The organism is Roseomonas indoligenes, assembly GCF_017813365.1.
GTDB classification, from domain to species: Bacteria; Pseudomonadota; Alphaproteobacteria; order Acetobacterales; family Acetobacteraceae; genus Roseomonas; species Roseomonas indoligenes.
In genome coordinates, this window is the sequence record NZ_JAGIZA010000009.1 from 90,446 (window position 1) to 115,205 (window position 24,760).

The 24,760-nt window shown below is 71.2% G+C and carries 26 protein-coding genes and 1 pseudogene; 13 read left to right on the forward strand and 14 right to left on the reverse strand.

What is annotated here, in order from left to right; genetic code table 11:
- Position 1: 1 nt before the first annotated feature.
- The 3 genes from J5Y10_RS15510 to hppD form a co-directional block, all read right to left on the reverse strand.
- A complete protein-coding gene (locus J5Y10_RS15510; protein ID WP_209374942.1) occupies positions 2-982 on the reverse strand; it encodes a glutathione S-transferase family protein in 981 nt (326 codons plus the stop codon).
- A 5-nt stretch (positions 983-987) separates the two neighbouring features.
- Positions 988-1,962, reverse strand: coding sequence for a TRAP transporter substrate-binding protein DctP (dctP, locus tag J5Y10_RS15515; RefSeq protein WP_209374943.1), 975 nt, complete (start codon positions 1,960-1,962; stop codon positions 988-990).
- A gap of 62 nt (positions 1,963-2,024) precedes the next feature.
- Positions 2,025-3,134 (reverse strand): 4-hydroxyphenylpyruvate dioxygenase, encoded by a 1,110-nt coding sequence (hppD, locus tag J5Y10_RS15520; protein ID WP_209374944.1) that lies wholly within the window; start codon positions 3,132-3,134, stop codon positions 2,025-2,027.
- Between the two features lie 114 nt (positions 3,135-3,248).
- On the opposite strand from hppD, the gene J5Y10_RS15525 reads away from it, so the two are divergent.
- Positions 3,249-3,737 (forward strand): Lrp/AsnC family transcriptional regulator, encoded by a 489-nt coding sequence (locus J5Y10_RS15525; protein WP_209374945.1) that lies wholly within the window; start codon positions 3,249-3,251, stop codon positions 3,735-3,737.
- Positions 3,738-3,897: 160 nt separating this feature from the next.
- Here the strand turns inward: J5Y10_RS15525 and J5Y10_RS15530 are convergent.
- A pseudogene (locus J5Y10_RS15530) lies at positions 3,898-5,070 on the reverse strand (MFS transporter); the annotation flags it as partial.
- Between the two features lie 117 nt (positions 5,071-5,187).
- Between J5Y10_RS15530 and J5Y10_RS15535 the strand changes: the two are divergent.
- Positions 5,188-5,529 (forward strand): ArsR/SmtB family transcription factor, encoded by a 342-nt coding sequence (locus J5Y10_RS15535; RefSeq protein WP_209374947.1) that lies wholly within the window; start codon positions 5,188-5,190, stop codon positions 5,527-5,529.
- A gap of 55 nt (positions 5,530-5,584) precedes the next feature.
- Positions 5,585-6,913 (forward strand): ATP-dependent protease ATPase subunit HslU, encoded by a 1,329-nt coding sequence (hslU, locus tag J5Y10_RS15540; RefSeq protein ID WP_209374948.1) that lies wholly within the window; start codon positions 5,585-5,587, stop codon positions 6,911-6,913.
- 295 nt (positions 6,914-7,208) lie between these two features.
- On the opposite strand, the gene J5Y10_RS15545 is transcribed toward hslU, so the two are convergent.
- On the reverse strand, positions 7,209-7,610 hold the full coding sequence (locus J5Y10_RS15545) for a hypothetical protein (RefSeq protein WP_209374949.1): 402 nt from the start codon (positions 7,608-7,610) through the stop codon (positions 7,209-7,211).
- 106 nt (positions 7,611-7,716) lie between these two features.
- On the opposite strand from J5Y10_RS15545, the gene J5Y10_RS15550 reads away from it, so the two are divergent.
- From J5Y10_RS15550 to J5Y10_RS15570, 5 genes are all read left to right on the forward strand, one after another.
- Complete coding sequence (locus tag J5Y10_RS15550) at positions 7,717-8,580, forward strand: EcsC family protein (RefSeq protein ID WP_245214764.1); 864 nt, start codon at positions 7,717-7,719, stop codon at positions 8,578-8,580.
- A gap of 208 nt (positions 8,581-8,788) precedes the next feature.
- Complete coding sequence (locus J5Y10_RS15555) at positions 8,789-9,094, forward strand: hypothetical protein (protein WP_209374950.1); 306 nt, start codon at positions 8,789-8,791, stop codon at positions 9,092-9,094.
- Positions 9,095-9,210: 116 nt separating this feature from the next.
- Positions 9,211-10,251 (forward strand): flagellar motor protein MotB, encoded by a 1,041-nt coding sequence (locus J5Y10_RS28765; RefSeq protein ID WP_209374951.1) that lies wholly within the window; start codon positions 9,211-9,213, stop codon positions 10,249-10,251.
- Positions 10,248-11,114 carry a flagellar motor stator protein MotA gene (gene motA, locus J5Y10_RS15565; protein ID WP_209374952.1) on the forward strand — a complete coding sequence of 289 codons (867 nt, stop codon included), beginning with the start codon at positions 10,248-10,250 and terminating at the stop codon, positions 11,112-11,114. The genes J5Y10_RS28765 and motA overlap by 4 nt, the downstream gene beginning before the upstream one ends.
- A gap of 20 nt (positions 11,115-11,134) precedes the next feature.
- Entirely contained in the window at positions 11,135-11,560 is a 426-nt protein-coding gene (locus J5Y10_RS15570) for a PaaI family thioesterase (RefSeq protein ID WP_209374953.1), read from the forward strand.
- Here the strand turns inward: J5Y10_RS15570 and J5Y10_RS15575 are convergent.
- The 5 genes from J5Y10_RS15575 to J5Y10_RS15595 form a co-directional block, all read right to left on the reverse strand.
- On the reverse strand, positions 11,557-12,003 hold the full coding sequence (locus J5Y10_RS15575) for a DUF421 domain-containing protein (protein WP_209374954.1): 447 nt from the start codon (positions 12,001-12,003) through the stop codon (positions 11,557-11,559). The two genes, J5Y10_RS15570 and J5Y10_RS15575, sit on opposite strands and share 4 nt — an antisense overlap.
- Positions 12,004-12,010: 7 nt before the next feature.
- Positions 12,011-12,565 (reverse strand): hypothetical protein, encoded by a 555-nt coding sequence (locus tag J5Y10_RS15580; RefSeq protein ID WP_209374955.1) that lies wholly within the window; start codon positions 12,563-12,565, stop codon positions 12,011-12,013.
- Positions 12,566-12,607: 42 nt separating this feature from the next.
- Positions 12,608-13,372 (reverse strand): SDR family NAD(P)-dependent oxidoreductase, encoded by a 765-nt coding sequence (locus J5Y10_RS15585; protein WP_209374956.1) that lies wholly within the window; start codon positions 13,370-13,372, stop codon positions 12,608-12,610.
- Positions 13,373-13,470: 98 nt separating this feature from the next.
- Positions 13,471-13,746: a hypothetical protein gene (locus tag J5Y10_RS15590; RefSeq protein WP_209374957.1), complete on the reverse strand. Its 276-nt coding sequence runs from the start codon at positions 13,744-13,746 to the stop codon at positions 13,471-13,473.
- Positions 13,743-14,225, reverse strand: coding sequence for a peroxiredoxin (locus J5Y10_RS15595; RefSeq protein WP_209374958.1), 483 nt, complete (start codon positions 14,223-14,225; stop codon positions 13,743-13,745). Before J5Y10_RS15595 ends, J5Y10_RS15590 begins: the two co-directional genes overlap by 4 nt.
- Positions 14,226-14,372: 147 nt before the next feature.
- Here J5Y10_RS15595 and J5Y10_RS15600 point away from each other — a divergent pair, with 147 nt between their 5' ends.
- The 3 genes from J5Y10_RS15600 to J5Y10_RS15610 all read left to right on the forward strand — a co-directional run bounded on the left by J5Y10_RS15600 (position 14,373) and on the right by J5Y10_RS15610 (position 18,159).
- Positions 14,373-15,059 (forward strand): YqgE/AlgH family protein, encoded by a 687-nt coding sequence (locus J5Y10_RS15600; protein ID WP_432761255.1) that lies wholly within the window; start codon positions 14,373-14,375, stop codon positions 15,057-15,059.
- Positions 15,060-15,413: 354 nt separating this feature from the next.
- A complete protein-coding gene (gene aspS, locus J5Y10_RS15605; protein ID WP_209374959.1) occupies positions 15,414-17,261 on the forward strand; it encodes an aspartate--tRNA ligase in 1,848 nt (615 codons plus the stop codon).
- Positions 17,262-17,289: 28 nt separating this feature from the next.
- Positions 17,290-18,159 carry a cell envelope integrity EipB family protein gene (locus tag J5Y10_RS15610; protein WP_209374960.1) on the forward strand — a complete coding sequence of 290 codons (870 nt, stop codon included), beginning with the start codon at positions 17,290-17,292 and terminating at the stop codon, positions 18,157-18,159.
- Positions 18,160-18,216: 57 nt separating this feature from the next.
- Here the strand turns inward: J5Y10_RS15610 and J5Y10_RS15615 are convergent, their stop codons facing one another.
- The 4 genes from J5Y10_RS15615 to J5Y10_RS15630 form a co-directional block, all read right to left on the reverse strand.
- Positions 18,217-19,410 (reverse strand): OprO/OprP family phosphate-selective porin, encoded by a 1,194-nt coding sequence (locus tag J5Y10_RS15615; RefSeq protein WP_209374961.1) that lies wholly within the window; start codon positions 19,408-19,410, stop codon positions 18,217-18,219.
- A gap of 121 nt (positions 19,411-19,531) precedes the next feature.
- Complete coding sequence (locus J5Y10_RS15620) at positions 19,532-19,945, reverse strand: hypothetical protein (RefSeq protein WP_209374962.1); 414 nt, start codon at positions 19,943-19,945, stop codon at positions 19,532-19,534.
- A gap of 143 nt (positions 19,946-20,088) precedes the next feature.
- Positions 20,089-20,517: a PaaI family thioesterase gene (locus J5Y10_RS15625; RefSeq protein WP_209374963.1), complete on the reverse strand. Its 429-nt coding sequence runs from the start codon at positions 20,515-20,517 to the stop codon at positions 20,089-20,091.
- Between the two features lie 95 nt (positions 20,518-20,612).
- Positions 20,613-21,959 carry an MATE family efflux transporter gene (locus J5Y10_RS15630; protein WP_209374964.1) on the reverse strand — a complete coding sequence of 449 codons (1,347 nt, stop codon included), beginning with the start codon at positions 21,957-21,959 and terminating at the stop codon, positions 20,613-20,615.
- Positions 21,960-22,429: 470 nt separating this feature from the next.
- Here J5Y10_RS15630 and J5Y10_RS28770 point away from each other — a divergent pair, with 470 nt between their 5' ends.
- Both J5Y10_RS28770 and J5Y10_RS15640 read left to right on the forward strand, forming a co-directional pair.
- Entirely contained in the window at positions 22,430-23,626 is a 1,197-nt protein-coding gene (locus J5Y10_RS28770) for a pentapeptide repeat-containing protein (RefSeq protein ID WP_209374965.1), read from the forward strand.
- Positions 23,627-23,716: 90 nt separating this feature from the next.
- Positions 23,717-24,754 (forward strand): alpha/beta hydrolase, encoded by a 1,038-nt coding sequence (locus J5Y10_RS15640; RefSeq protein ID WP_209374966.1) that lies wholly within the window; start codon positions 23,717-23,719, stop codon positions 24,752-24,754.
- Positions 24,755-24,760: the final 6 nt, after the last annotated feature.

The following is a 24,760-nucleotide window of genomic DNA, read 5'->3' on the forward strand; positions in this document are numbered from 1 at the left end:
CCTAACCCAGCGCCTCCCGCCCATGCGGCGCGAGGAGATCCTGCTCCGGCCCGATGGGCACGATCCCCGTCGGATTGATGGTGGGATGGCTCTCGTAATAGTGCCGCTTCATGTGCAGGAAGTCGCAGGTCTCCCCGAAGCCCGGCGACTGGAACAGGTCGCGCAGATACGCGAACAGCGCGGGGTAGTCCGCGATCCGCCGCCGGTTGCACTTGAAGTGCCCGTGATAGACGAGGTCAAAGCGCACCAGCGTGGTGAAGAGGCGGATATCGGCTTCCGTCAGCACGTTCCCCACGAGATAGCGTTGCGCTGCCAGATGCGCGTCCAGCTCGTCCAACTTCGCGAAGACAGCGCGCGCCGCCTCCTCGTAGGCGGGCTGCGCCGTGGCGAAGCCGGCCTTGTACACGCCGTTGTTCACCGCGTCGTAGATGCTGGCGTTCACCTCGTCGATCTCAGCCAGCAGGCCGTGCGGGGCGTGGTCGCCGGGCTTGGCGCCCACGCCATCGAAGGCGTGGTCCAGCATGCGGATGATCTCGGCGGACTCGTTGTTGACGATCGTGCCGCGGTGCTTGTCCCACAGCACCGGCACCGTCACGCGCCCGGTGTAGTGCGGATCGGCCGCCGTGTAGACCTGGTGCAGGAAGCGCGCGTGGTTCACCGGATCGGGGATCACGCCCGGCCCGTCCTCGAAGGTCCAGCCATCCTCCCCCATGTGCCAGTGGACGACGGAGAGGCCGATCATCCCCTCCAGCCCCTTGCGCGCGCGCAGGATCAGCGCCCGATGCGCCCAGGGGCAGGCGAGCGAGACGTAGAGGTGGTAGCGCCCGGGCTCCGCGGCGAAGCCGCCCTCCCCGCTCGGCCCGGGGCTGCCATCCGGCGTCACCCAGTGGCGGAAGGCGCTGTCCTTGCGGATGAAGCGGCCGCCCGTGGCCTTGGTGTCAATCCACCGGTCCTGCCACTGGCCGTCAACGAGAAGTCCCATCGCCCTCAGCCCGCGCGGTAGGTGTTGAGGATCGCCGCGCCCTCGGCCCCGGCGCGCGACGTCCAGTCCGCCACCACCGGCGCAGCCGCCGCCGCCAGTGCGGCGCGCAGGGACGCGCCGCCCGCCAGCGTCACGCCGTTCGCCCGCATCCGCGCCTCGTTCTCCGCCAGCCGCGTGGCAATGGCCTGGAACTGCCGCGCCTCCGTCTCTCGCGCGGCCTGCTCCACATGGTCCTGCACCGGCTTGGGAAGCGCGCGCAACGCCGCCGTGTTGCAGAAGGCGAGGCTGAGGGGCGAGGCGTAATCCAGCACGGTGAAGTGCGGCAGGATTTCCCATAGCCGCGCCCCCGCCCCGCCATCGCCGGAGGACATCACCGCATCCATCTCGCCCGCCCGGAGCCGGGGCAGCGCATCGGCGAAGGAGATCTGCGCGGGCTCCGCGCCGGCATTCCGCATCACCGCCGTGCTCGCCGCGTCATAGGTCCGCACCTTCAGCCCGCGCAGCGTCTCCGGCCCGGACACCGGATTGCGGGACCAGAGCCCCGTCGCCGGCCATGGCGTGGCGTAGAGCAGCGTCACCCCCCGCGCGCCCAGGGCCGCCGCATAGGCCGGGCGCGCCGCGCGCAGCAGCCGCGCCGTGTCCTCGGCGGAGGCTGTCAGGAACGGCAGGGCGGAGAGCTGGAAAATCGGCGCCTCGGCCGCCAGCGCACCGGTGAAGGCGTCGGCCGCCTGCACGCGCCCCTCGGCGGCTGCGCGGATCATGGCGGCGGAGCGAAGCCCGTCCGGCGCGTCGAAACCCGGCGTTACGGACAGGGCGCCGTTGGAGAGGCGCGTCGCGGCCTGCGCGAAATGGGCGATGCCCTCGCCCGGCATGGCGTTCGCCGGATACTCGGTGACGATCCGCCAGGCTTCCGCCGCCCGGGCGGCACCCGCCAGCCCCGCGGCGGGCAGCAGGGCTAAAAAGGCGCGGCGCGTCGGCATCGGGCAGGTCTCCGGTTCGCCCGGAGTATCCCGCCCGGCGCCGCCGCGCCGCAAGCGGGCGATCAGGCCGCCTTGTTGCCGCCGATCACGCCGCGGCGCACCTGGTCCTCCTCGATGCTTTCGAAGAGGGCGCGGAAATTGCCCTCCCCGAAGCCGTCATCGCCCTTGCGCTCGATGAACTCGAAGAAGACCGGCCCGATGACGTTGGCGGAGAAGATCTGCAGCAGCAGCCGCGCCTTGCGGTCCTCCACCACGCCCTCGCCATCCACCAGGATGCCGTTCTTCTTCAGCCGCACGATGTCCTCGCCATGGCCGGGCAGGCGGGCATCGACCTTTTCGTAATAGGTCTCCGGCGGGCTCGGCATGAAGTTCAGCCCGGCCTCGCGCAGGCCCTCGATCGTGCCGTAGATGTCGTCGCAGCCGCAGGCGACGTGCTGGATGCCCTCGCCCTTGTACTCGCGCAGGTACTCCTCGATCTGGCTCTCCTCATCCGCGCTCTCGTTCAGCGGAATGCGGATGCGGCCATCGGGGGAGGTGAGCGCGCGGGAGAAGAGGCCGGTGTACTCGCCCTTGATGTCGAAGTAGCGGATCTGCCGGAAGTTGAAGATGCGGTTGTAGAAGTCGTACCAGTAGTCCATCCGGCCGCGGAACACGTTGTGCGTCAGGTGGTCGATGTAATAGAGGCCTGCGCCCACCGGCCAGGGATCGCGCTCGCCCAGCCACATGAACTCGGCGTCGTAGCAGGACCGGCCCTCGCCGTACTGGTCGATGAAGTAGAGATAGGATCCGCCGATGCCCTTGATGGCCGGCACGTCCAGCGTCTTGCCCTCGGTGGCCGGCTCCGCGCCGTTCTTCACCGCGTGGTCGAAGGCGTGCCGCGCATCCACCACGCGGAAGCCCATGGAGGGCACGCAGGGCCCGTGGTCCTTCGTGAAGCCCTGCGCGTGGGAGCCGGGCTCCTCCGTCAGCAGGTAGTTGATGTCGCCCTGGCGGTAGAGGGTGCTCTTCTTCGTGCGGTGCTTCGCCGACGCCTTGAAGCCCATCCTCTCGAACAGTGCGTGCAGCTTCTCCGGCTCCGGGCTGGCGTATTCCACGAAGGCAAAGCCGTCCGTGCCGGCCGGATTGTGCTCCGTGATCACCGCGCGCGGTGCGTCATGCGGGAAAGGACCCATGGAAGCCTCCTCAGGTTTATGGAGAAAGCCTACCGCGGCCGGACCGCAAATTGCGTGCGAACTGAGGTCCGAAACGCCTTCCGCCGCACGGTCCGTGCGTGCTACGCCTTCCTTATGCAAGAAGTCGTCGAACTCGATGGGATCGACCTCCGCCTCCTCGCTGCCTTGCAGGAGGATGGCCGGCTGACCAACCAGCAGCTGGGCGAGCGCGCCGGGCTCTCCCCGTCCCAGTGCTCCCGCCGCCGCACGGCACTGGAGGCAGCGGGCATTATCCGCGGCTATCGGGCGGAACTCGCGGCCGAGCCGCTGGGGCTGCACCTGCTGGTCTTCGTGCAGGTGACGCTCGCCACCCATAGCCGCGACAACGCCCAGCGCTTCCGCGAGCTCGTCACCCGGTTGGAGGAGGTGCAGGAGGCCTATGCCATGACCGGCGACGCCGACTATCTCCTCAAGGCCGTGGTGGGCGACCTCAAGGACCTCTCCGCCCTGGTGAACGACGTGCTGCTCCCGCATGAGAGCGTGGCCCGCGTGCGGTCCTCCATTGTCCTCGATCGCCTGAAGGAATCCGGGCGTCTGCCGCTCTCGCGGTTGAGGCGGGGATAGGCCGGGAGGCTCCGCCTCGCGGGCAGACCTGTCCCGCGCCGAGCGGCGTGGTCGCTCGGCGAGCCGTCAGGCTCGCATTCCGCGGCAGCCCGAAAGAAGAAGATGAGGGTGGGGGTTCCAGGGGGAGGAAAAATCCCTTCTCTCCCCCTGGTCCGTCGCGTCAGACCGCGCGTACCCGCATCCCCCAGATCATCACCGCCCCCAGCGCCACGATGCTCCCCGCCACCAGCCCGATGTCGCGCAGCCCGCCCACCCCGATCACCAGCCCGCCGAAGAGGGCGCCGAGGGAGGTTCCGGCATAGGTGGCCGATGAGTTGAGGGAGAGGAGGATCGGCGCCAGGGCGGGGGAGAGGCCGACGAGGCGGGCCTGCTGCACCGCCGGGAAGCACCAGCCGGAGGCGCCCCAGACCACCAGCAGCACCAGCACGCCAGGCGCCGCCGCGGTGATGGAGAGGCACTCCACGCAGACGGAGATGGCCGCGAGCGTCAGGCCCAGTACGGCGTTGGAGACAATCAGGAACCGGCGGGGATCGTGCCGGTCCGCCGCCCAGCCGCCGAGGGAGACGCCGAGCAGCCCCCCCAGGCCGGAGAGGAGGAGGGCCAGCGCCGTCCCCTCCCCCAGGAAGCCCAGCGTGCCGCGCACGAAGGGGGCGAGGTAGGAGAAGAGGGTGAAGGCCCCGGCGAAGACGACGACGGTCTGCACCAGCAGCGTCGCCACGGCGGGGCGCGTGGCCAGGGAAAGGCGCTCCGCGATCCCCGCCTCGCGGCTGCCGGGCAGGCGGGGCAGGAAGGCCAGGGCGCCGAGGGCGGAGACGAGGCCCAGCCCGGCCACGACGAGGAAGCTGGCCCGCCAGCCCAGGTGCTCCCCGATCAGCGTGCCCATGGGCGCGCCGAGCACGGTGGAGAGCGTCATGCCCCCGATCACCAGCGCCATGGCCCGCCCACGGTGGTGCGGCTCCACCAGGGCCACGGCGCAGGCCCCCGCCATCGGCGTGAACAGCGCGGCCGCCAGCGCCGCCAGGATGCGCAGCCCCATCAGCCCCGCATAGTCCGGAACCAGCCCGCAGCCGGCGGAGGCGAGGGCATAGACCGCCATGGACAGGACGAGCGTGCGCCGCCGCTCCAGCGAGGCGGTGGCGGCGGCCAGCACGGGGGAGGAGACGGCGTAGGCCAGGGCGAAGGCCATGGAGAGATAGCCCGCTGCCGGGACGGAGACGCCCAGGTCCTCCGCGATGACGGGCAGCAGCCCGGCGATCGAGAAGGTGCCCGTCCCCACGGCGAAGGCGCCGAGCGTGAGCCAGAGGATCGTTCGGGGCATCGCGCCCTCCTTGGTCCAATATTCTTTGAACTAGGCTTTGCTGCACCGCCGCGTCAAGCCAGTTCAAGGAGTCCTGGACCAAGCTCCTGGGGGCCCCTTGGAGACGGGGGCAGAACTGCCTATCTCGTGGGCATGTCCAAGGCGCTTTCCCATCCCGAGGCGGAGGCGATCGACCTCTCCGCCGTGCTGGATGCGCTGCGGGATCCGATCCGCCGTGCCATCGTGCTCATGGTGGCCGAGCAGGGGGAGAAGCGCTGCTCCTCCTTCCTCCATTGCGCGACCAAGACCAACCTGACCTACCACGTCGCCCGCCTGCGGGAGGCCGGCGTGATCCGGGTCCGGGTGGAGGGCCCCGCGCGGCTGATCACGCTCCGGCAGGATGAGCTGGACCGGCGCTTCCCCGGTCTCCTGCCCGCCATCCTCGCCGGCGCGCGACAGGATCCGCCCCTCGCGCGGCTCGTCGAGAGCGCCTGACGACATTCTCTGCACCCCTGTGGGCGCCCTCCCCGCGCCCGGATGACCTACCGGAATGAACACCCCCTCCCCCACGGAAGCCGTCAATCTCTCCCCGCGCGAGATCGTCTCGGAGCTGGACCGCTACATCGTCGGCCAGCACGACGCGAAGCGCGCCGTCGCCATCGCCCTGCGCAACCGCTGGCGCCGCCAGCAGCTCCCCGATGGGATGCGCGAGGAGGTGGTGCCGAAGAACATCCTGATGATCGGCCCGACCGGCTGCGGCAAGACCGAGATCGCCCGTCGCCTCGCCCGCCTCGCCAATGCTCCCTTCCTGAAGGTGGAGGCCACGAAGTTCACCGAGGTCGGCTATGTCGGCCGCGACGTGGAGCAGATCGTGCGCGACCTGGTGGAGGCCAGCATCGTGCAGCTGCGCGAGGCCGGCCGCGCCGAGGTGCAGGCCAAGGCCGAGCTGAACGCCGAGGAGCGCCTGATCACCGCGCTGGTGGGCGAGGGCGCGAATGGCGAGACGCGCATCAAGTTCCGCAAGATGCTGCGCGACGGCAGCCTCGACACCAAGGAGGTGGAGGTGCAGGTGGCCGAGCAGGCCACGCCCATCGGGGCCATGGACATCCCGGGCATGCCACCCGGCGCCGGCAACATCCAAGAGATGATGGGCAAGATGTTCGGCGGCCGCACCCGCGCCCGCAAGATGACCGTGGCCGAGGCCCGCGGCACCTTGCAGCGCGAGGAAGCCGACAAGCTGCTGGACCAGGAGAAGCTGACCCGCGACGCGGTGACCAACGCCGAGCAGAACGGCATCGTCTTCATCGACGAGATCGACAAGGTCTGCGCCCGCAGCGAGAACGGCTTCCGCGGCGGCGACGTGTCCCGCGAGGGCGTGCAGCGCGACCTGCTGCCGCTGATCGAGGGCACCACGGTGAACACGAAGCACGGCCCGGTGAAGACGGACCACATCCTCTTCATCGCCTCCGGCGCCTTCCACATCGCCAAGCCCTCCGACCTGCTGCCGGAGCTGCAGGGCCGCCTGCCGATCCGCGTGGAGCTGAAGGGCCTGACCCGCGACGACTTCCGCCGCATCCTGACGGAGCCGGAGCACGCGCTGACCTCCCAGTACACCGCGCTGATGGGAACGGAAGGCGTGACGCTGGACTTCGCGCCGGACGCGGTGGACGCCGTGGCGGAACTGGCGGCCGACATCAACGACCGCGTGGAGAACATCGGCGCCCGCCGCCTGGCCACCGTGCTGGAACGCCTGCTGGAGGAGGTCTCCTTCACCGCCTCCGACCGCCGCGGCGAGACGGTGCGCGTGGACGCCGGCTACGTGCGGGAGAAGGTGGCACCGCTGGCCGCCAACACGGACCTGTCGCGGTTCATTCTCTGATCCTGCGCTTCCGGCCTGTCCCGGGGAGAGGAAGAAGGGATTCTTCCTCTCCCCGGACCCCTCACCCTCATCTTCTTCTAGGTCTTGGGATTGCCCGCCTGACGATGCGCCTCGGGTCCAGGACCCGAGGCAACAGCTCAGGGCAGGCTCGAACCTCTCGTGCCGAGACCCTGTGTCAGGCTGGCGTGGCGGCAGCCAGATGGGTTTCCAAGGGCCTCAGGTCCTTGGCTCGGGACAAACGCTTCGCGTTTGCCCGGGGGTTCCAGGGGCGGAGCCCCTTGGGGCCGCCCGCTCCCTACCCGTTCAGGTGCGCGCTGAACTTCGCCATCCAGAAGTTCGGCGTCTCGTTCCCCGGTCCGGACTTCATGCGGATGGTCCAGATCGGTTCCAGCGGGTCGCCGGTCTCGATGATGAAGTTCCAGCCCACGCGCTTCTCGGCCTTGTAGACCGGCTCCGTCCGCCACTTCCGAATGAGGGAGAAGGGCAGCAGCTTGATCAGCCGGTGGGAGGCAAGGCCGACCATTTCCTCCGCCCCGCTGAACAGGACCGTGGTTTCCCGTCCCTCCAGCCGGTCGTCCAGCCCCGGGCACTCGTGGATCAGCGCCGCCACCGCCTTGCGCCGCCCCTCCCGCAAGGACCAGATCCGCCAGCCGAGTGCCCCGAGCAGGGCGAGCACGACCAGCACCGCCAGCGTCACCAAATCCTCAGCCCCTCTTCCGGGCCGCTTCTCCGGCCTCGGGCGCGGGGATAAGGCCATCCCCACGGCGGATCAACGACCCACCGTGCGAAGGAGCGATGCGGTGATGCAACCCCACCGCCCCCCCGCCATTTGTCAGGCCATGAGCACCACCTCGTCCGGATCCACGGGCAGCACGCTGCCCGCCCTGCTGACCCTGCCGGAGGACGCCCAGACGGAGCTGGCCAAGGCGGTGGCCACGCTCGAAGGGCCCTCCTTCGCCGCGCGGCTCGCCGCCATCGCCGGCACGCCGATCGAGGCCCTGAAGGATCGGCTGCCCGAATCGATTCGGGACCAGGTGGACAGCGCCGTGCGCCGGGCCTTGGAGAAGGCCTGGTCCGCGGCGGTGGGCACGGAGCCCCGCCGCACCCCCTTCGGCATGGACGTGGCCTGGTTCCACCGCGGCGTCGCCATGGCCAGCGGGGCGGCGGGCGGCGCGCTGGGCCTGCTGGGCACCATGGCGGAACTGCCGTTCTCCACCACCATCCTGCTGCGCCAGATCGCGGCCGAGGCTGCCGCGGCGGGGGAGGACCCGAAGTCGGCCTCCACGGCCGCGGAGTGCATGGCCGTCTTCGCCCTCGGCAGCCCCACGACGGAGGAGGACGACGTGGCGGAGACGGGCTACTTCGCCGCCCGGATCGCGCTGGCCCAGATGCTGCCCAACGCGGCCTCCAGCCTCGTCTCCGGCCTGGTGCCGGGCTTTCTGGGTGCCATCGCCGCCCGGTTCACGGGCACGGTGGGCCTGAAGCTCTCGGCCCAGGCCGTGCCGGTCATCGGCGCGGCGGCCGGGGCGGCCATCAACCTCGCCTTCCTCGAGCACTTCCGGGGGGTGGCCCACGCCCACTTCACCGTGCGGAAGTTCGAGCGCACCTATGGCGCGGACCGGGTGCGCGCCGCCTACGACGCCCTGCGGGACGGCAGCACGCGCTAGGGCGGCATCCAAAGGCGCCGGTCGGCCCCTTCCGGCACCGCCGCCGGAAGCCGATCGGCTCCGGCAGGCCACACTCCTCATCCTTTGCCGCAATTCCGCACTGCAAGGTCCGGAAAAGCCCGGTGACGCGCGCCGCGCGGCGCCCTAGAAGGGCCGGCGCCCCGCCCATGGAACGGTCCTGCGGGGCCCGTATTCCAAGGACGAACCAGTGACCAAGACGATCCTCAAGGCCGTGCTGCTCCCGTCGCTGGCGCTGATGGCGGCGTGCACCACCCCGCCCCCGCCGGCGCCCACCGTCGCCCCGCCCCCGGAAGAGGCCTTCCGCCCGGCCTGCCAGCAGCGCCTGCCCGCCGCGACCGAGTTCGGCCTGAAGAAGTGCATGCTGGAGGAGCTGGACAAGTCCCGCGGCGTGACCCCGGCCAGCGCCGCCGCCACCCCCCCGGCCGCCGAGCCCGCCGCCCCGGCCACGACGACCCGCCGCAGCGGCACCAGCCGCACCCGCAGCCAGCGCTGAGGCTACACCCCGGGGAGGAGAGGCGGCGCCCTCCCCTCCCCGGGGCCACTGATCCGCGGTCAACTCCGCCTTAACCTGATGGAGTCACCCTCCGCCCGATCAACAGGTGCGGGACCGTGGCAAAAGGCAGGGGCGAAGGCGCCACCATCATCATCAGGCGCGAGGAGGGTGGCGAGGGCGGCCATCACGGCGGCGCCTGGAAGGTGGCCTACGCCGACTTCGTGACGGCGATGATGGCCTTCTTCCTCCTGATGTGGCTGCTGAACGCCACCACGGAGGAGCAGCGGCGCGGCCTCGCCGACTACTTCAACCCCACCAACGTCATGGGCCGGAACAGCACCGGCTCCGGCCAGCCCTTCGGCGGCAGGACGCCCAACGAATCGGGCGAGGCCGCCTCCAACGCCTCTGCCCTGCGGGTGGAGACCGGCCCCCGCCCCGTCATCTTCGACCTGGAGGAGGATGACAGCGACACACCCGCCCAGCCGGTGGAGCGGCGGGAGGCCCCGAAGGGCGACGACGAGGAAGCCACCCCGGCCCGGCTGCAGGCGGCGCGCGCCGATGCGGGGAACGGACCCGGCACCGCACCCGGCACCGGCGGCAGCGCGGCCGATGTCGCGAAAGCCTCCGCCGAGGCCCTGCGGGAGGAGCTGGAGCGCCGCGAGCGCGAGGCGCTGGATCGCCTGGCGGAGCAGGTCCGCGCCGCCGTGCGGGACGACCCGGCCCTCGCCGACCTCGCGAAACAGCTCCAGGTGGAGCAGGTGCCGGAAGGCCTGCGGATCCAGCTGCTGGACGCGGAGCGGCAGCCCATGTTCGCCCTCGGCGGCAGCGCGCCCTCGAACCGCGCCCGCGCGCTGATGGCGAAGGTGGCGGCGGTGATCAACCGCGTGCCGAACGAGGTGGCGGTCACCGGCCACACGGATGCCACCCCCTTCCGCCCGGGCGCCCGGTCCAACTGGGACCTCTCGGCGGAGCGCGCCAACGCCACGCGCCGCCTCCTCACCGATGGCGGCGTGGCCGAGGCCCGGATCCGCAGCGTCGCCGGCCTCGCCGAGCGCGAGCCGATGCTGCCGGCGGAGCCGCAGAACCCCGCCAACCGCCGCGTTTCCGTGCTGCTGCTGCGGGAACCCGCGGCGCCGGGAAGGAACTCTGCCCCGTGACGACGATCATCGGCTTCGTGGTGATGATGGTCACCGTCTTCGGCGGCTATACGCTCGCGGGCGGCAAGTTCGATATCATCATGCACGCCCTGCCGCTGGAGGGGATGATGATCGGCGGCGCCGCCATCGGCGCCTTCGTCATGTCCAACTCCATGCACGACGTGAAGCACACGCTCGGCGGCTTCGGGAAGATCTTCAAGGGCGCCCGCTTCCACAAGGCCGACTACGTGGAGATGCTCTCCCTCCTCTACTGGTTCGTGCGGCTGGTGCAGACCAAGGGTGCCATGGCGCTGGAAGCGCATATCGAGAAGCCGGAGGAGAGCCCGGCCTTCGGCAAGTTCCCGAAGATCAGGGCGAACCACCACGCGGTCGCGATGATCTGCGACTACCTCCGCATGGTCGGCATGAACGCCGACGACCCGCACCAGATCGAGGACGTGATGGCGCGGGAGTTGAAGAAGCTGAGGGAGGAGGAGCTCCACCCCTCCCATGCCATGCAGAGCATGGCGGATGCCCTGCCCGCCCTCGGCATCGTCGCGGCGGTGCTCGGCGTCATCAAGACCATGGCCTCCATCGACCAGCCGCCCACCGTGCTCGGCGGCATGATCGGCGGCGCGCTGGTCGGCACCTTCCTCGGCGTGCTGCTCGCCTACGGCGTGATGGGGCCCCTGGCTGCCCGGCTGAAGGGCGTGGTGGACGAGGAGTGCAAGTACTTCGAAGTGATCCGTGCCGTCATCGTCGCTCATCTGCAGGGCAACGCGCCCCAGGTCTCCGTGGAGACGGGCCGCAAGATGGCCCCCTCCTCCCACATGCCGAGCTTTCAGGAGCTGGAGGCGGCGCTGCAGGATTTGCAGATCGCCTGATCCGCGGCTACCTGCCCCCTATGGACGATACCGCCCCCTTCCACGACCTCATCGGCCTCACCGTGGACGAGTGGCGGGACGGCTTCGCCCGCCTCGCCCTCGTGGTGGACCGGCGCCACCACAACCGCAGCGGCGTGCTGCACGGGGGCGTGCTGCTCTCCCTCATCGACCAGGCCGGGGGCTATTCCGGGCTGTTCTGCACGGTGCCCGGCCATGTGCGCCGCGCGGTCACGGTGGACCTGAACACCCACTTCACCGGCCAGGTCACGGAAGGGCGCATCACCGCGGAAGGCCGGGTGGTCACGGCGGGAAACAGCATCTTCTTTACCCGGACCGAGGTGTTCGGGCCGGACGGCAAGCTCGTCGCCTTCGGCTCCGGCACCCATCGCTGGCGCAGCGGCAGCAACAAGCCTGAGGGCGTCCCGGCCGATTCGCCGCTGCGCTAGTCGCCGCCCTCGGCGATGATGGAGATCTTCCCGTCCCGCTCCGCCGTGGCGTAGCGGACCTGCTCCAGCCGCTCCAGCCCGCGCTGCCGGGCGGCGGCCATGATGTCCTGCTCGTTCAGCCGCAGCCGGTGCATGCGGTGCCGGTGCCATTGCCCGTGCTCGTACACCACCACCGGCTTGCCATCCACGATCCGCCCCACCAGCGGGTATCGGCTCTTCGCCCAGGAGACGAGGATGTGCATGAGCCCGATGGTGAACACCGCGGAGACGGCGCCGGTGAGGGACCGGTCGTCCCCGATCACCGCCGTAATGGTGATCCCGCCGAACAGGAACAGCAGCACAAGGTCGAATGGCGCCATCTGGCTGGCGGTGCGCCGCCCGATCAGCCGCACGGCAAACAGCAGGATCAGGTAGCCGGCCGCGGCACGGAGGACGAGGCTCATCGTTTCCTCAGGGCAGGACCGTCTGGGTCCAGGTCAGCGCCGGCCGGGTCCCCGCCCGGGCGGAGAGCGTGACCCGCCCCACCGTGGCCGGCCGCAAGCTCAGCCGGACCATCGGATCGGGCTCGCCCGGCGGCAGGTCGAAGGTCATGGCGATCCCGTCATGCTCCGCCTCCTGCCGCACCGGCCGCGGCCAGACGGATTGCAGCCCCATCGGCTCGACCAGGGCGGAGGGAAAGTGGACGAGGATCTGGTTCGGACCGGGCTGCGTGCCCGGCCGCAGGACGGGCGCCTCGGCCGGCAGGTGCAGGCTGATCCGCGTGTCCGTGCCGTAGCGGGCCACCGGCTCGTAATCCACGGCGAAGCCGCTCTCCGGTGTCTCGACCAGATGGTGGCTCAGGGGCCCGCGGCCGAGCAGCCCGGCCAGGGACGCCGCCACGAAGGCGATCATCACCCCGCGCCCGAGCAGCTCGATGCCGTACCAGCGCTTCTCGAAGCTCTCGTCGAAGCCGACCTCGAAGCCGCTGCCGATGGGATCGGCGCCGCGCGGAGCCTCGCCATCCATGGCGGCGCCTCCTCTCAGGCCGTGCCGCGACTCACCGGAGCCTCAGGCCCCGCCCCAGTTCATCGTCAGCCCGCCATCCATCACCACGGTCTGCCCGGTGATGTACTCGGCGTCCGGGCTCGCCAGGAACAGCGCCAGCTTGGCGATCTCCTCCGGCTGCCCCGCCCGGTGCCAGGGGATCTCCTTGAAGGAGGCCTCCCGCTTCGCCGGGTCGTCCAGGCGCTCCTGCGTCATCGGCGTCTGGATCAGCCCGGGGGCGATGCCCACCACGTTGATCTTCCTCGGCGCTAGTTCCACGGACAGGCTGCGGATCAGCGATCCCACCCCCGCCTTGGACATGCCGTAGGGGGCGCTCTCGGCCGTGGGCAGGTGCTGCGCCACGGAGGAGACGTTGATGATCTTGCTCCCCTCCCGCGGCTCCCCCTTGAGGAAGGCCCGGGCGCACCAGAGCGGGCCGAGGAGGTTGGTGCGGATCACCACCTCCGCGTCCTCGTCCTCCAGTTCCATCACGGGCTTCTTGCCGCCCATGCCCTTGCCCGCGTTGTTCACCAGGATGTCGATCGGGCCCAGCGCGGACCGCGCCGCCCCGAAGGCCGCATCCACGGCGCGCGAATCCATCACGTCCAGCTGCGTCACGAAGGCCTTGCGGCCCGCCGATTCCACGCGCCGCGCCGTCTCGGAAGCGCCGGCCTCGTCCGTGTGCCAGGTGATCGCCACGTCGGCCCCGGCCCGCGCATAGGCCACCGCGATCGCCTGCCCGATCCCGGAGTCCGCCCCCGTGATGAAAGCCACCTTGCCCTGAAGCATCGCCGTTCGTTCCATTCTTCGGAACACATGAAGCGCCGGCGGACGGGGCGGGTTGCCCTTCCACCGGCTTCGTCATGGGCTTGCCAGGGAAGGAGGGGTCAGCCCTTGTTCCGCCGCAGGGTCCGCAGGTTGGCGGAAACCCGCCGATGGGCCGGGCGGGCGGCGGCGGCCATCACCGCCTCCGGTCCCGCCCCGGCCATGGCGGCCCGGCCGGCAGCGAACATGCCGTCGGTGAAGGCCTTCTGCTTCTCCAGCGCCATCCGGGTCAGCTCCTCGCCCGCACCATCGGGCTTGGCCCAGAGGTCCATGCTGCGGAGGGTGAAGACCCAGCCGGCCTGCCAAGCCATCAGGCCCCAGCGCGTGGGGTCCGTCACAGCTGGGCCAGGATGGCGTCGGCGCTGCTCACCTCGAAGGCGCCGGGCTGCTCCACGCCCACATGCGTCACCTTGCCGCCCTTGGCGATAAGGGCGAAGCGCTGGGATCGCACGCCCATGCCGCGCGCCGTCAGGTCCATCTCCAGGCCCAGCGCCTTCGTGAACACCGCGGCGCCGTCGGCCAGCATCACTACCTCGTCCGTCACGCCCTGGTCCTTGCCCCAGGCGGCCATCACGAAGGCGTCGTTCACGGCCACGCAGGCCACCGTGTCCACGCCCTTGGCCTTCAGCGCCGCCGCCTGCTGCACGAAGCCCGGCAGGTGGCGGGCGGAGCAGGTGGGGGTGAAGGCGCCGGGCACGCCGAACAGGACCACGGTGCCGTGGCCGAGGATGGCGGCCGTATCCACCTCCTTCGGCCCTTCCGCGCTGGCCTGCATGATCTTGACGGAGGGAATGGCGTCGCCGGGCTGGATAGGCATCTGGAATCCTCGGAAGGGGTCTTGCCGCAGTTACGGCTCCCGTCTCGCGCCGCTGTCAACGGCTGGTTGTCCCGCATGTTTCGCCAGGCCGCAGCAACGCGGCTCGGGCGGGTTGCGGCCCCCCGTCCCCGGCTCCATCTTTCCGTCATGACACGGCGCCCGAAAGACAAGGCCCCGCCTCCGCCGCCCATCGAGGATGAGGACGAGCTGGATGAGGCGGAGGGCCAGACCACCCCGATCCAGCTGACCCGCATGGCCAGGCCCGGCCCGGCCTCGGAGGGCTGGCTCGGCGGGCAGATCCTGATCGCCATGCCCAGCATGGACGACCCCCGCTTCGCCCGGAGCGTGATCTGCCTCTGCGCCCATTCCCCGGAAGGGGCCATGGGCATCGTGCTGAACCGCACGATCGAGAACCTGACCTTCGACGACCTGCTGAAGCAGCTGGAGGTCACCCCCATCCCGCCCCAGCGCCGCATCCGGCTGCACGCCGGCGGCCCGGTGGAGGGCGGCCGCGGCTTCGTCCTCCACACCGAGGACTGGTCGAGCGAGGGCAGCCTCTCCATCGAGGGCGGCTTCGCCCTCACCGCCAGCGTGGACATCCTGAAGGCCATCGCCGGCGGCGATGGTCCCCGCCAGGGCCTGCTGGCCCTCGGCTATGCCGGCTGGGGCCCGGGCCAGCTGGAGAGCGAGATCGCCGGCAACGCCTGGCTCTCCGTCTCCCCTGACGAGGCCATCCTCTTCACCGAGGAGGACCAGGACGCCAAGTGGCGCCGGGCCCTGGCAAAGCTGAAGGTGGACCCGCTGTTGCTGGTGGGAACGGCCGGACGGGCCTGATCCGTCTGCCCCAGGGAGGCTCCGCCTCCCCGGACCCCTCCGCCAGGAGACTGAGCCTCCTGGACCTGCATGGGGCTGCCGCGGATGCGATGATCGAAGGGCTTTGACACCGTGTCGACCCGGGCCGCCGTGGCGGTCGCCTGAGGTCATCGACCTCAGGCGGGCCATCGGGCGGGTATTCCGCGGCAGCCCGACAGAAAAAGATGAGGGAGGGTCCGGGAGGGAGAATTCTTTCTCCCTCCCGGGAGCCATCAGCGCCGACATGCCAGGACAGGCCCTGCCGGGGTTGACACAGGGGCGCCCCCTGTCCCTCTTGCCGCCCCAAACGCGTCCCAGCCTCAGGTCCCTCGCCCCATGCATGCCTACCGCACCCACACCTGCGGCGCCCTCCGCGCCGCCGATGCCGGCCAGACCGTCCGGCTTTCCGGCTGGGTGCACCGCAAGCGCGACCATGGCGGCCTGCTCTTCGTCGACCTGCGCGACCATTACGGCCTGACCCAGTGCGTCATCCCGCTGGGCTCGGACGTCTTTGCCGCCGCCGACGACGTGCGGCCGGAGAGCGTGATCACCGTGACCGGCGAGGTGGTGGCGCGGGAGCCCGCCACCGTGAACCCGCGCCTGGCCACCGGCGAGGTCGAGCTGCGCGTGCGCGAGCTGGTCGTGCAGTCGAAGGCCGATGTCCTGCCCTTCCAGGTCGCCGCCGATGACGACGCGCCGGAGGAGATGCGCCTCCGCTACCGCTTCCTGGACCTGCGGCGGGAGCGCCTGCAGCGGAACATGATCCTCCGCGCCCAGATCATCCACGACATCCGGGAGCGGATGATCACGGCCGGCTTCAACGAGTTCCAGACGCCGATCCTGACCAGCAGCAGCCCGGAGGGCGCGCGGGACTTCCTCGTGCCGGCCCGGCTGCATCCCGGCAAGTTCTACGCGCTGCCCCAGGCCCCGCAGCAGTTCAAGCAGCTGACGATGGTCGCGGGCTTCGACCGCTACTTCCAGATCGCTCCCTGCTTCCGGGACGAGGCGGGGCGCGCCGACCGCACGCTGATGTTTTACCAGCTCGACGTGGAGATGAGCTTCGTCACCCAGGACGACGTCTTCACCACGATGGAGCCGGTGATCCGCGGCACCTTCGAGCGTTTCGCGGGCAACCGCGCCATGGATGCCGGCCCCTGGCGGCACATCCCTTACGCCCAGGCGATGCTGGACTACGGCTCGGACAAGCCCGACCTGCGGAACCCCCTGATCATCCGGGACGTGACGAAGCAGTTCGCGGGCTCCGGCTTCGGGCTGTTCGCCAAGATCGCGGCCTCCGGCGGCGTGGTCCGCGCCATCCCCGCCCCGGGCGCGGGCGGCAAGCCGCGCGGCTTCTTCGACAAACTGAACGAGTGGGCCCGCGCCCAGGGCGCCGGCGGCCTCGGCTACATCGCCTTCGACGCGGATGGACCGAAGGGCCCGATCGCCAAGAACCTGGAGCCCGAGCGGGTGGAGGCCATCCGCTCCGCCTGCGGCATCGGCCCCGGCGACGCCGTCTTCTTCGCCGCCGGGAAGGTTGACGAGGCCGCGAAGTTCGCCGGCACCGTCCGCACCCGCATCGGGCAGGAGCTGGAACTGATCGAGAAGGACGTCTTCCGCTTCTGCTGGATCGTCGACTTCCCGATGTTCGAGCTGAACGAGGAGACGGGGAAGGTGGACTTCAGCCACAACCCCTTCTCCATGCCTCAGGGCGAGATGGAGGCGCTGGAGAACCAGGACCCGCTGACCATCCCGGCCTACCAGTACGACATCGTCTGCAACGGCTACGAGATGGCCTCCGGCGCGATCCGGAACCACAAGGCCGAGATCATGGTGAAGGCCTTCGGCATGGCCGGCTACCCGGAGAGCGCGGTGGAGGAGCGGTTCGGCGGCATGCTGAACGCCTTCCGCTACGGCGCCCCGCCCCACGGCGGCATGGCCGCCGGCATCGACCGCATCGTCATGCTGCTGGCGGAGGAGCCGAATCTCCGCGAGGTCAACATGTACCCCATGAACCAGCAGGGCGAGGACCTGATGATGGGTGCCCCCAGCACCGTGGAGCCCGGCCGCTGGAAGGAGCTGCACATCAAGCCCGACCTTCCCCCCGCGAAGGACGCGGCCAAGGATGGGGCGGCGAAGGGCAACAAAGATGACGCAAAGGGTGCAAGCCAGGCGAAGACCGCCTAAGTCTGGGCCCTTCCGGAAAGGCTCCTCGATGCGCCTGCGCTCTCTCCTCGCTACCACGCTCACGCTGGGCGCGGCCCTGGTCCTCGCGGGCCCTGCGCCCGCCCAGCCCGCCGCCCCTAATGGCGGGGCGGCTGCCGGCACGGCCGCGGCCATGCCGGGCGCGGAGGCCATGGCGGCCCACCGCGCCGCCTACCGCCTGACCTTCGACCGCGCGCGGGACAATTCCGACATCGCCCGCGCGGAGGGCGTGATGCTCTTCGAGGTGCTGGACGCCTGCGACGGCTGGGCCAGCCGCCAGCGCCTGACCATGCGCATCCAGGACCGTGACGGCCAGACGGTCGAGACCGCCTCCGACTACTCCACCTGGGAGAGCAAGGACGGGCGCCGCCTGCGCTACTCCCTCACCCAGATGACGGCCGGCGCGGTCAGCAACCGCATCACCGGCGAGGCCACCCTCCAGCCCGACGGGACCGGCACCGCGCGCTACGAGCAGCCCCGCCCCTCGCAGGAAACCCTGCCGGCCGGCACCCTCCTGCCGATGGCACATACCCTCCGCGTCATCGCCGCCGCCCGCGCCGGCGAGAAGATCGTCAACGCGCCCCTGATGGACGGCACCAGCGACGACGGCGCGCAGGAGAGCACCACCATCCTCTCCCCCTGGCGCAAGGAGGCCGAGGCCAATCCCCGCTTCCCGCTTCTGGCGAACCAGGAGAGCGGCCGCATGCGCATCGCCTTCTTCGGCAAGGACAACAGCGGCGGCGGTGCCTCCTCCCCGGACTACGAGGTGGGGCTGCGCTACTACGCCAATGGCGTGGCGGACGAGATGAACATGGACTTCGGCGAGTTCGCGGTGAACGGGAAGCTGGAGACCCTGGAGGCCCTTCCGGGCGGGTGCTGAGGCGGCGTCAGGGGGGAGGAAGAAGTCCTTTCTTCCCCCCGGCTCTTCCCGGCGCGGTCAGAGATTGAACGACGCCCGCATCCCGATCGCCTGGAAGTCCCGGTCCACCCCTGTGCGCCCGTTCTCGTACTGCGCCTGGAGCCGGAACCGGTCGGTGAGATACCAGTTCACCCCCGCGGTCCAGATGGATTGCCGGGTCAGGCCGAGATCCGCCGTGCTGTAGCGCACCCCGATTTCCACGCTGCCGAACCGCCCCTCGGCCTTGGGGCGCTTCCAGGTGCCGGTGTCGTTGGACCGTTCCCGCGCCGGGCCTAGCACCGTGTACAGCCCTTCCATGTACCAGCCCTCGAAGCGGCGGGTCGGCGCGTCCGGGGGCTCCACGGTCAGGCGCTGCCAAACGGCTTCCAGGTAGAGGGGGCCGACCCGCCCGGCCGCTTCGGGCCCCACGGCCCAGGCCTGGTCCGCCCGGATGGACCCGCTGTCGAGGAAGCGGCGGGAATCGATCCGCAGCTCCGGGTAGTCCCGGAAGCGGCTGGATTCGGGGCCGGGATCGGTGCCCGGGTGGAACTGCGCCGCGGCATCGGCCCCGATCTGGAACTGCACGGGGCCGAGCGGGGGCAGCAGCACCACCGCCCGCCCGGCCGCGCCGCGCTGCCGCCCGTCATGCGGGGTGGAGCCGACGCCGCCGGTGACATAGGCGCTGGCATTCCACCGCGCGCCCCCGCCCCCCAGCTCGCCCTTGCCCTCGAGCCCCGCCGCCTCCCGCGTGTCGCCGGTGGCCAGCGAAGCGGCGAGGTTGGTGATCGTCGCCCGCTCCATGAAGGGAAGATCGAAGGAGGAGCCGGCGTATTCCGGCATGTGCTGGGGCGTGAAGATGCCCGCGCGCAGCGTGGCCCAGCCCAGCCCGGTATAGGCGAGCTGCGCCTCGAAGATGTTGTTGTAGTCGTTCGGGTTCTGCCCGCCGAACTCCCAGACGAAGCTGTAGGTGAAGTCCCGGAGCACCGTGCCGCCCAGGCCCAGCCGGCCGCGCCGGATGTTCACGCCGCTGCGGAACCCGTTCGACTCGTCCTGCCCGAAGAAGGAGCCGAGATCCGCGTCCAGCCGCACCACGGGCTTGGCTGTGAAGTTGCCCTCGGCCAGCTGCAGGGTCGGTGCGATGCCGTCCCAGCGCAGCCCGTCGGGGCGGGCCTCCTCGGCGGCGGCCGGCAGGGCGGCAAGCATCGCGAGGAGGAGGACCGGAGTGCGGCGCATGGAAATCCCCTGGGAAGGCGGCGCAGGGGTGGGCCGGGGCGTGCCCGGCGTCCAGCGAAACTTTGGTAATGGTATCGGCGGGGCCCCGGTCCATCGACGCGTCGGTCCCCGCCGATCGCCCTTAACGGTTGGGCATGGTCGCCAGCTTGTCGATCAGGGTGGAGGCGGCGTCCACGCAGGCCCGCGTCGGCTCGTCCTCGGCGCAGTGGATGTGGATGACCGAGTCATCCTTCTGGAAAAAGAAGCTCGCCGACTCGGAGCGCGGAGGGTGATGCCAGCCGCGCATGCGGCCCTCCGGGCCACCCATGGGGCCGCGCGGCCCTTCGAAGCCGGGACCACCCATCGGGCCACCCATCGGACCACGGGGTCCCTGGGCCTGCGGGCCCGGCCCCTGGGGATTGAGGGGCGGCGGCGGGGCGGGCAGCGGGGCCGCGGCGCCCGGGGCAGGCGGGGCCGGTGGCGCGGGCTGGGCGACCGCAAGGCCGGCAGCGCCGGTCAGGGCCAGGGCGGCAGCCAGGAACAGGGGCTTGTGCATCGTGTGACCTCCTTCGCCGGATGGGTCCGGCCGGGCCATCCTGCCCGCCGCCCGGGTTGCTTGTCCGGCGCGGCAGGAAACGGATGGTAACCCCTCCGGCTTCATGGCCGGGGCGTAATGCATCGGGCGTCCCGCGCCCTCGCTCAGTCCGGCAGCACGGCGCAGGTGATGCGGGACACGCAGGCCAGGCGCCCATCCGCCCGGCGGATTTCCGTCTGCCACACCTGGGTGGAACGGCCGAGATGGAAGGGCCGGCACTCCGCCGTCACCCCCTGGCCCTCGGGTACGGCGGCGATGTGGTTGGCGTTGATCTCGATCCCCACGCAATGGAACCCCTCCGGCACGGCGAGGTAGCAGGCCATGCTCCCCAGCGTCTCCGACAGCGCCACGGAGATGCCGCCATGCAGCACCCGCCAGGGCTGCACGTGGCGGTGGTCCACGGGCATGGTGGCGCGCAGGAAGTCCGGCCCGATCTCCGTGATCTCGATCCCGAGAAGGCTGATGGCGGTGTTCCCCGCCCGCCCCGCGATCTGCTCGAGGGTGGCGGATTTCTTCCAGATGGGCGTGCTCATGGGGCGGGATGGGGGCCCGGCCGCCCCGGGCCGTCAAGCCATCCCGGCCGCATGGCCGTCCGGCATTCCCGGGATATGGCGATCCGGCCCCGTCCTCAGGCCGGCCGCGCCCGTGCGGTGAGCCCGCCGCGGCGGGAGAGCCGCGCCCAGCGCCAGGTCATCGCCCCCGCCACCCCCGCCAGCCCCAGCACCAGCCCCGCCCAGATGCCCGCCGGCCCCAGCCCGGCCGGGAAGGCCAGCGCCAGGGCCGCCAGGAAGCCAAGCCCCCAGTAGCCGCCCGCCGCGATCAGCATCGGTGCGCGCGTGTCGTGCAGGCCCCGCAGGGCGCCGGCGCCCACCACCTGCACGCCGTCGCTCACCTGGAACAGCCCGGCGAGGAAGAGGAGGGTGGCCGCCAACGCCGCCGTCTCCGCCGTGTCCGGCGCGGCCGGGTCCAGGAACAACCGCGCCAGGGCACCGGGCGCCAGCATCATGCCCAGCGCCATCGGCAGCATGAAGGCCACGGCGAGCAGCACGGCCACCCACCCGGCCCGCCGCGCCGCCCAGGGGCGCCCGGCGCCGATGGCCAGCCCCACCCGCGCCGTCGCCGCCTGCCCCAGCCCCAATGGCACCGCGAAGGTGGTGCTGGCGATCTGCAGCGCGATGGCGTGCGCCGCCACGGCCTGCGCCCCGAAGGAGCCCATCACCAGCCCGACGGCGCTGAACAGCCCGATTTCCAGCAGCATCTGCGCCGCGATTGGCAGGCCCAGCCGCACCAGCCGGCCCAGCCGCGCCATGTCCAGCCGCCAGAGGCGGCCGAAGAAGCGGTAGCGCCGGAGGCGCCGGTCCCGCGCGATGAAGATGGCCAGGGCGACCGCCATGAACCCGTCCGCCACCGCCCCTGCGATCCCCGCCCCGCGCACCCCCAGCGCCGGGGCGCCGAGATGCCCGAAGATCAGGACCCAGCCCAGCAGCGCGTTCAGCGGCACGGCCAGCAGCCCCATCACCAGGGGCGGCCAGGGCCGCTCCATCGCCGCCATCAGCCCGCGCAGGGTCAGGAAGATGCCGAAGGCGGGGATGCCCCACAGGATGCAGCGGAGAAAATCCTGCGCCTTCTCCGCCAGCCCCGGTTCCTGCCCCAGCGCCAGCAGCACCGCGCCGCCGTTCCACAGCAGCACCATCCCCGGAACCGCCGCCAGCACCGCGCCCAGCAGCCCCGCCCGCAGCGTGCGCCGCATGGCCCGGACATGCCCGACCCGCCGCCCCCGTTCCTGCGCCAGCATCGCGGCCGCGGCGAAGGAGAGCCCGAAGCCCGGCGACAGCACCGTCCAGAACAGCGCGCCGGAGAGGGTGACGGCGGCCAGCGCCTCGGTCGAGAGATGGCCGAGATAGGCGGAATCCGTCGCCAGCAATGCCATCTGGGAGAGGTTGGTCAGCGCCAGCGGCCAGGCCAGCAGGACCATCGCCCATGCCTCCGCCCACCAGCCCGCGCGAGATGACGTGGCATTCATGCACGGGCTTGTAGCGCGGGCGGGGCACATTGGCAGGCCCGAGCGCTACTGGCACGGTCCCGGGCAACAAGTCTCCCGTGCGCCCGGTGGCGCCTCGTGAAGGATCCGCCATGCGTTACCGCACCGGAACCGGCACCCGGCCGGGATCTTCCGCCTCGGCGAAGCGTGTCCGCGTTCCTGGCCCGCCGCGGGCGCCGCGCCGCAGCCCCGGATGGGCCGCGCTACTGGCGCTCCTCCTCATGGCCTGCCCGGTCGCCTCCGCCCTGGCCTGCTCGTGCGCGCCGCGTACCCCTCTTGAAGCGATTGAGCACACGCCGTTCATTTTCTCGGGGCGCGTCACCGAACTCCGGCAGCCCGCCTCATCAAGACGCGAGGACAATTACCTCGCCAGCATCGCTGTCACCGGTCGGTGGAAGGGGCAGGTGCCGGACGTGACCCTGCTGTACGGGCACACGACCACCTCCGCCTGCGGCATTCCCCTGCGTGTAGGCCAGACCATGACCTTCATGGCGAACCCTATTCCCGCCGAGGGTTCTAACCCCGCGGGCTTCTCGACCAGTGCCTGCATGATGAGCGGCCTATCCCTCGGCCCCGCGCCCACTTGGCCAGCTGGTTACGCTGCCCAGCAGGAACAGGCCGCGCAGTCCGCTTCGATGGGCTGGAGGCTCCTCCAGACCTTCCGCGCGGAGCGCGAACGACTGGACGCGCTCATCGCGGTCTCGCCCGGCGCCCTGGAACCTGTGCTGGAACGCGCCCGGCTGCTGGAGACGTGGCGGGACACGGGGGCTCTCGGCGCCTATGCCGAACTCGCCTCCCGCGCCCCGGATCTCCTCCCCGCCCAGCTCGGGCTCGTGCGCAGCCTGCTCCGGGAAAAGCGCCCCGACGAAGCGAAAGGACATCTGGACCGGGCACTGGCACTCGCGCCCGGTGACGCCGGAGTGCGCCAGACCGTCGCCTATGCCCGCGCCCTAGCAGGCGACGAGGCCGTGCTGCAGGAGATGCGCAACTTTCGGGGCCTGGACCTCAGGCCGGTCCGGCGGCGCATCACCCTGAGCACTAGGAATCTGCGGGGGGCGGATTTCTCGGATGCTCGCTTCGGCTTCCTCGACCTGTCCGGCGCCGATCTGCGGGGGGTACGGTTCACCGGCGCCCTTGTCGGCCTGCTCCGCCTCTCCGGTGCCGATCTCCGCGGGGCCGACCTGGCCGGGCTCTCGGTCCAGGAACTCACCCTCGACAAGGCGCGCCTGGACGGCACGAACATCGTGGGCATCGACCTGTCCCGCCATGACCTCCGGGAGGCCAGCCTTCGCGGCGTGATCGGGCCCGATGCGCGGCTGGGCGGCGCCCGCCTCTCCGGGGCCGACCTTTCCGGCGCCAGCCTGCCCGGCGCGAACCTGAGCAGGGCGCTCCTCGTCAACGCCCGCTTCGAGAACGCCCGGCTGGTGGGCGCCAATCTCTACCGCTCCGACCTGAGCGGCGCGGACCTCTCCCGCGCCGACATCCGCGGCGCGGCCTTCGACGAGGCCTTCTTCGATTGCCGCACCCGCCTGCCGCGCGGCATCACGCCGCAAAGCCTGGGCATGTTCGCCGCCGATCCCTCCGCTCCCCGGTGTCAGTAGGCGCGCGGGGATGGTAAGCCTGCACCAGCCTCGCCGCCCGCGGGCCACGAGCGCGGGCCGGCAGAATTGAGGCCGCCTGGGAGAAATTGCATGACGCTTGCCCGTCGCAGCATGTTGGCCACGCCGCTTCTCATCCCGGCTACTGGCTCGGCCGGTCCGGCCGCGGCCCAGCCCACGGGAGTGGTCATGGACGAGGCCCTGATTCCCGGCCCGGACGGCGCCCAGCTCTATCTCCGCAACAAGCGCCCGGAGGCCGCCGCGCCGGCGCGGCCGGACCGCACCCTGTTGCTCGTCCACGGCGCCACCTACCCCGCCAGCACCGCCTTCGACCTGCCACTCTCCGGCGTGTCCTGGATGGACTACATGGCCGGGCGCGGCTTCGACGTTTGGTGCCTGGACCTTGCCGGCTATGGCCGCTCCACCCGCCCGGCGGGCGAGGCGGGCAAGCCCCCCACCAACGGAGAGGCGGCGGTGGCGCAGATCGGCGCCGCCCTCGCCCATATCCGGCAGGCCCGTGGCGTGGCGAAATGCGAGCTGGTCGGCTGGTCCTGGGGCACCTCGCTCGTCGCGCGCTTCGCGGCCGACAACCCCGCCCTGGTGGACCGCCTCGTCCTCTACGCCCCGCTCTGGCTGCGCGACCCGGCCAGCCGCGGCGCCGTGCCCGTGCCGGAAGGCCCACTGCAGCCCTATCGCACCGTCACCCGCGCCTCGGCACGGGAGCGCTGGCTGAACGGCGTGCCCGCCGACAAGCGCGGCTCCCTCCTGCCTCCCGGCTGGTACGAGTACTGGGCGGACGCCACCTTTGCGACCGACCCGGAAGGCTCCCGCCAGGTTCCCTCCGTCCTCCGCGCGCCCAACGGCGTGCTGCAGGACCTGCGGGAGTACTGGGACGCCGGGAAGCCCTTCTACGACCCGGCGAAGGTCACCGTTCCCGCCCTGCTGGTCCTCGGCGAATGGGACCGTGACACCCCGCCGGCCATGGCCACCACCCTGTTCCCGCTTCTCACCAATTCCCCGGGCAAGCGCCTGGTGATGCTGGCCGAAGGCACGCACTCCATCATGCTGGAGCGCAACCGCGGCGCCCTCTTCCAGGCCGTGCAGGTCTTCCTGGAGGAAGCCTTCGCCTGATCAGGC

Excerpts from the sequence above, each read along its gene's own strand:
- dctP (WP_209374943.1), bottom strand. The coding sequence starts at position 1,962 with ATGCCGACGCGCCGCGCCTTTTTAGCCCTGCTGCCCGCCGCGGGGCTG.
- J5Y10_RS15625 (WP_209374963.1), bottom strand. The coding sequence starts at position 20,517 with ATGAGCACGCCCATCTGGAAGAAATCCGCCACCCTCGAGCAGATCGCG.
- hppD (WP_209374944.1), bottom strand. The coding sequence starts at position 3,134 with ATGGGTCCTTTCCCGCATGACGCACCGCGCGCGGTGATCACGGAGCAC.
- J5Y10_RS15595 (WP_209374958.1), bottom strand. The coding sequence starts at position 14,225 with ATGCCTATCCAGCCCGGCGACGCCATTCCCTCCGTCAAGATCATGCAG.
- hslU (WP_209374948.1), top strand. The coding sequence starts at position 5,585 with ATGAACACCCCCTCCCCCACGGAAGCCGTCAATCTCTCCCCGCGCGAG.
- J5Y10_RS15630 (WP_209374964.1), bottom strand. The coding sequence starts at position 21,959 with ATGGTCCTGCTGGCCTGGCCGCTGGCGCTGACCAACCTCTCCCAGATG.
- J5Y10_RS15575 (WP_209374954.1), bottom strand. The coding sequence starts at position 12,003 with ATGAGCCTCGTCCTCCGTGCCGCGGCCGGCTACCTGATCCTGCTGTTT.
- J5Y10_RS15580 (WP_209374955.1), bottom strand. The coding sequence starts at position 12,565 with ATGGATGGCGAGGCTCCGCGCGGCGCCGATCCCATCGGCAGCGGCTTC.
- J5Y10_RS15510 (WP_209374942.1), bottom strand. The coding sequence starts at position 982 with ATGGGACTTCTCGTTGACGGCCAGTGGCAGGACCGGTGGATTGACACC.
- J5Y10_RS15550 (WP_245214764.1), top strand. The coding sequence starts at position 7,717 with ATGCAACCCCACCGCCCCCCCGCCATTTGTCAGGCCATGAGCACCACC.
- J5Y10_RS15615 (WP_209374961.1), bottom strand. The coding sequence starts at position 19,410 with ATGCGCCGCACTCCGGTCCTCCTCCTCGCGATGCTTGCCGCCCTGCCG.
- J5Y10_RS15620 (WP_209374962.1), bottom strand. The coding sequence starts at position 19,945 with ATGCACAAGCCCCTGTTCCTGGCTGCCGCCCTGGCCCTGACCGGCGCT.
- J5Y10_RS15535 (WP_209374947.1), top strand. The coding sequence starts at position 5,188 with ATGTCCAAGGCGCTTTCCCATCCCGAGGCGGAGGCGATCGACCTCTCC.
- J5Y10_RS15600 (WP_432761255.1), top strand. The coding sequence starts at position 14,373 with ATGACACGGCGCCCGAAAGACAAGGCCCCGCCTCCGCCGCCCATCGAG.
- J5Y10_RS15570 (WP_209374953.1), top strand. The coding sequence starts at position 11,135 with ATGGACGATACCGCCCCCTTCCACGACCTCATCGGCCTCACCGTGGAC.
- J5Y10_RS15525 (WP_209374945.1), top strand. The coding sequence starts at position 3,249 with ATGCAAGAAGTCGTCGAACTCGATGGGATCGACCTCCGCCTCCTCGCT.
- J5Y10_RS15640 (WP_209374966.1), top strand. The coding sequence starts at position 23,717 with ATGACGCTTGCCCGTCGCAGCATGTTGGCCACGCCGCTTCTCATCCCG.
- J5Y10_RS15610 (WP_209374960.1), top strand. The coding sequence starts at position 17,290 with ATGCGCCTGCGCTCTCTCCTCGCTACCACGCTCACGCTGGGCGCGGCC.
- aspS (WP_209374959.1), top strand. The coding sequence starts at position 15,414 with ATGCATGCCTACCGCACCCACACCTGCGGCGCCCTCCGCGCCGCCGAT.
- J5Y10_RS15585 (WP_209374956.1), bottom strand. The coding sequence starts at position 13,372 with ATGCTTCAGGGCAAGGTGGCTTTCATCACGGGGGCGGACTCCGGGATC.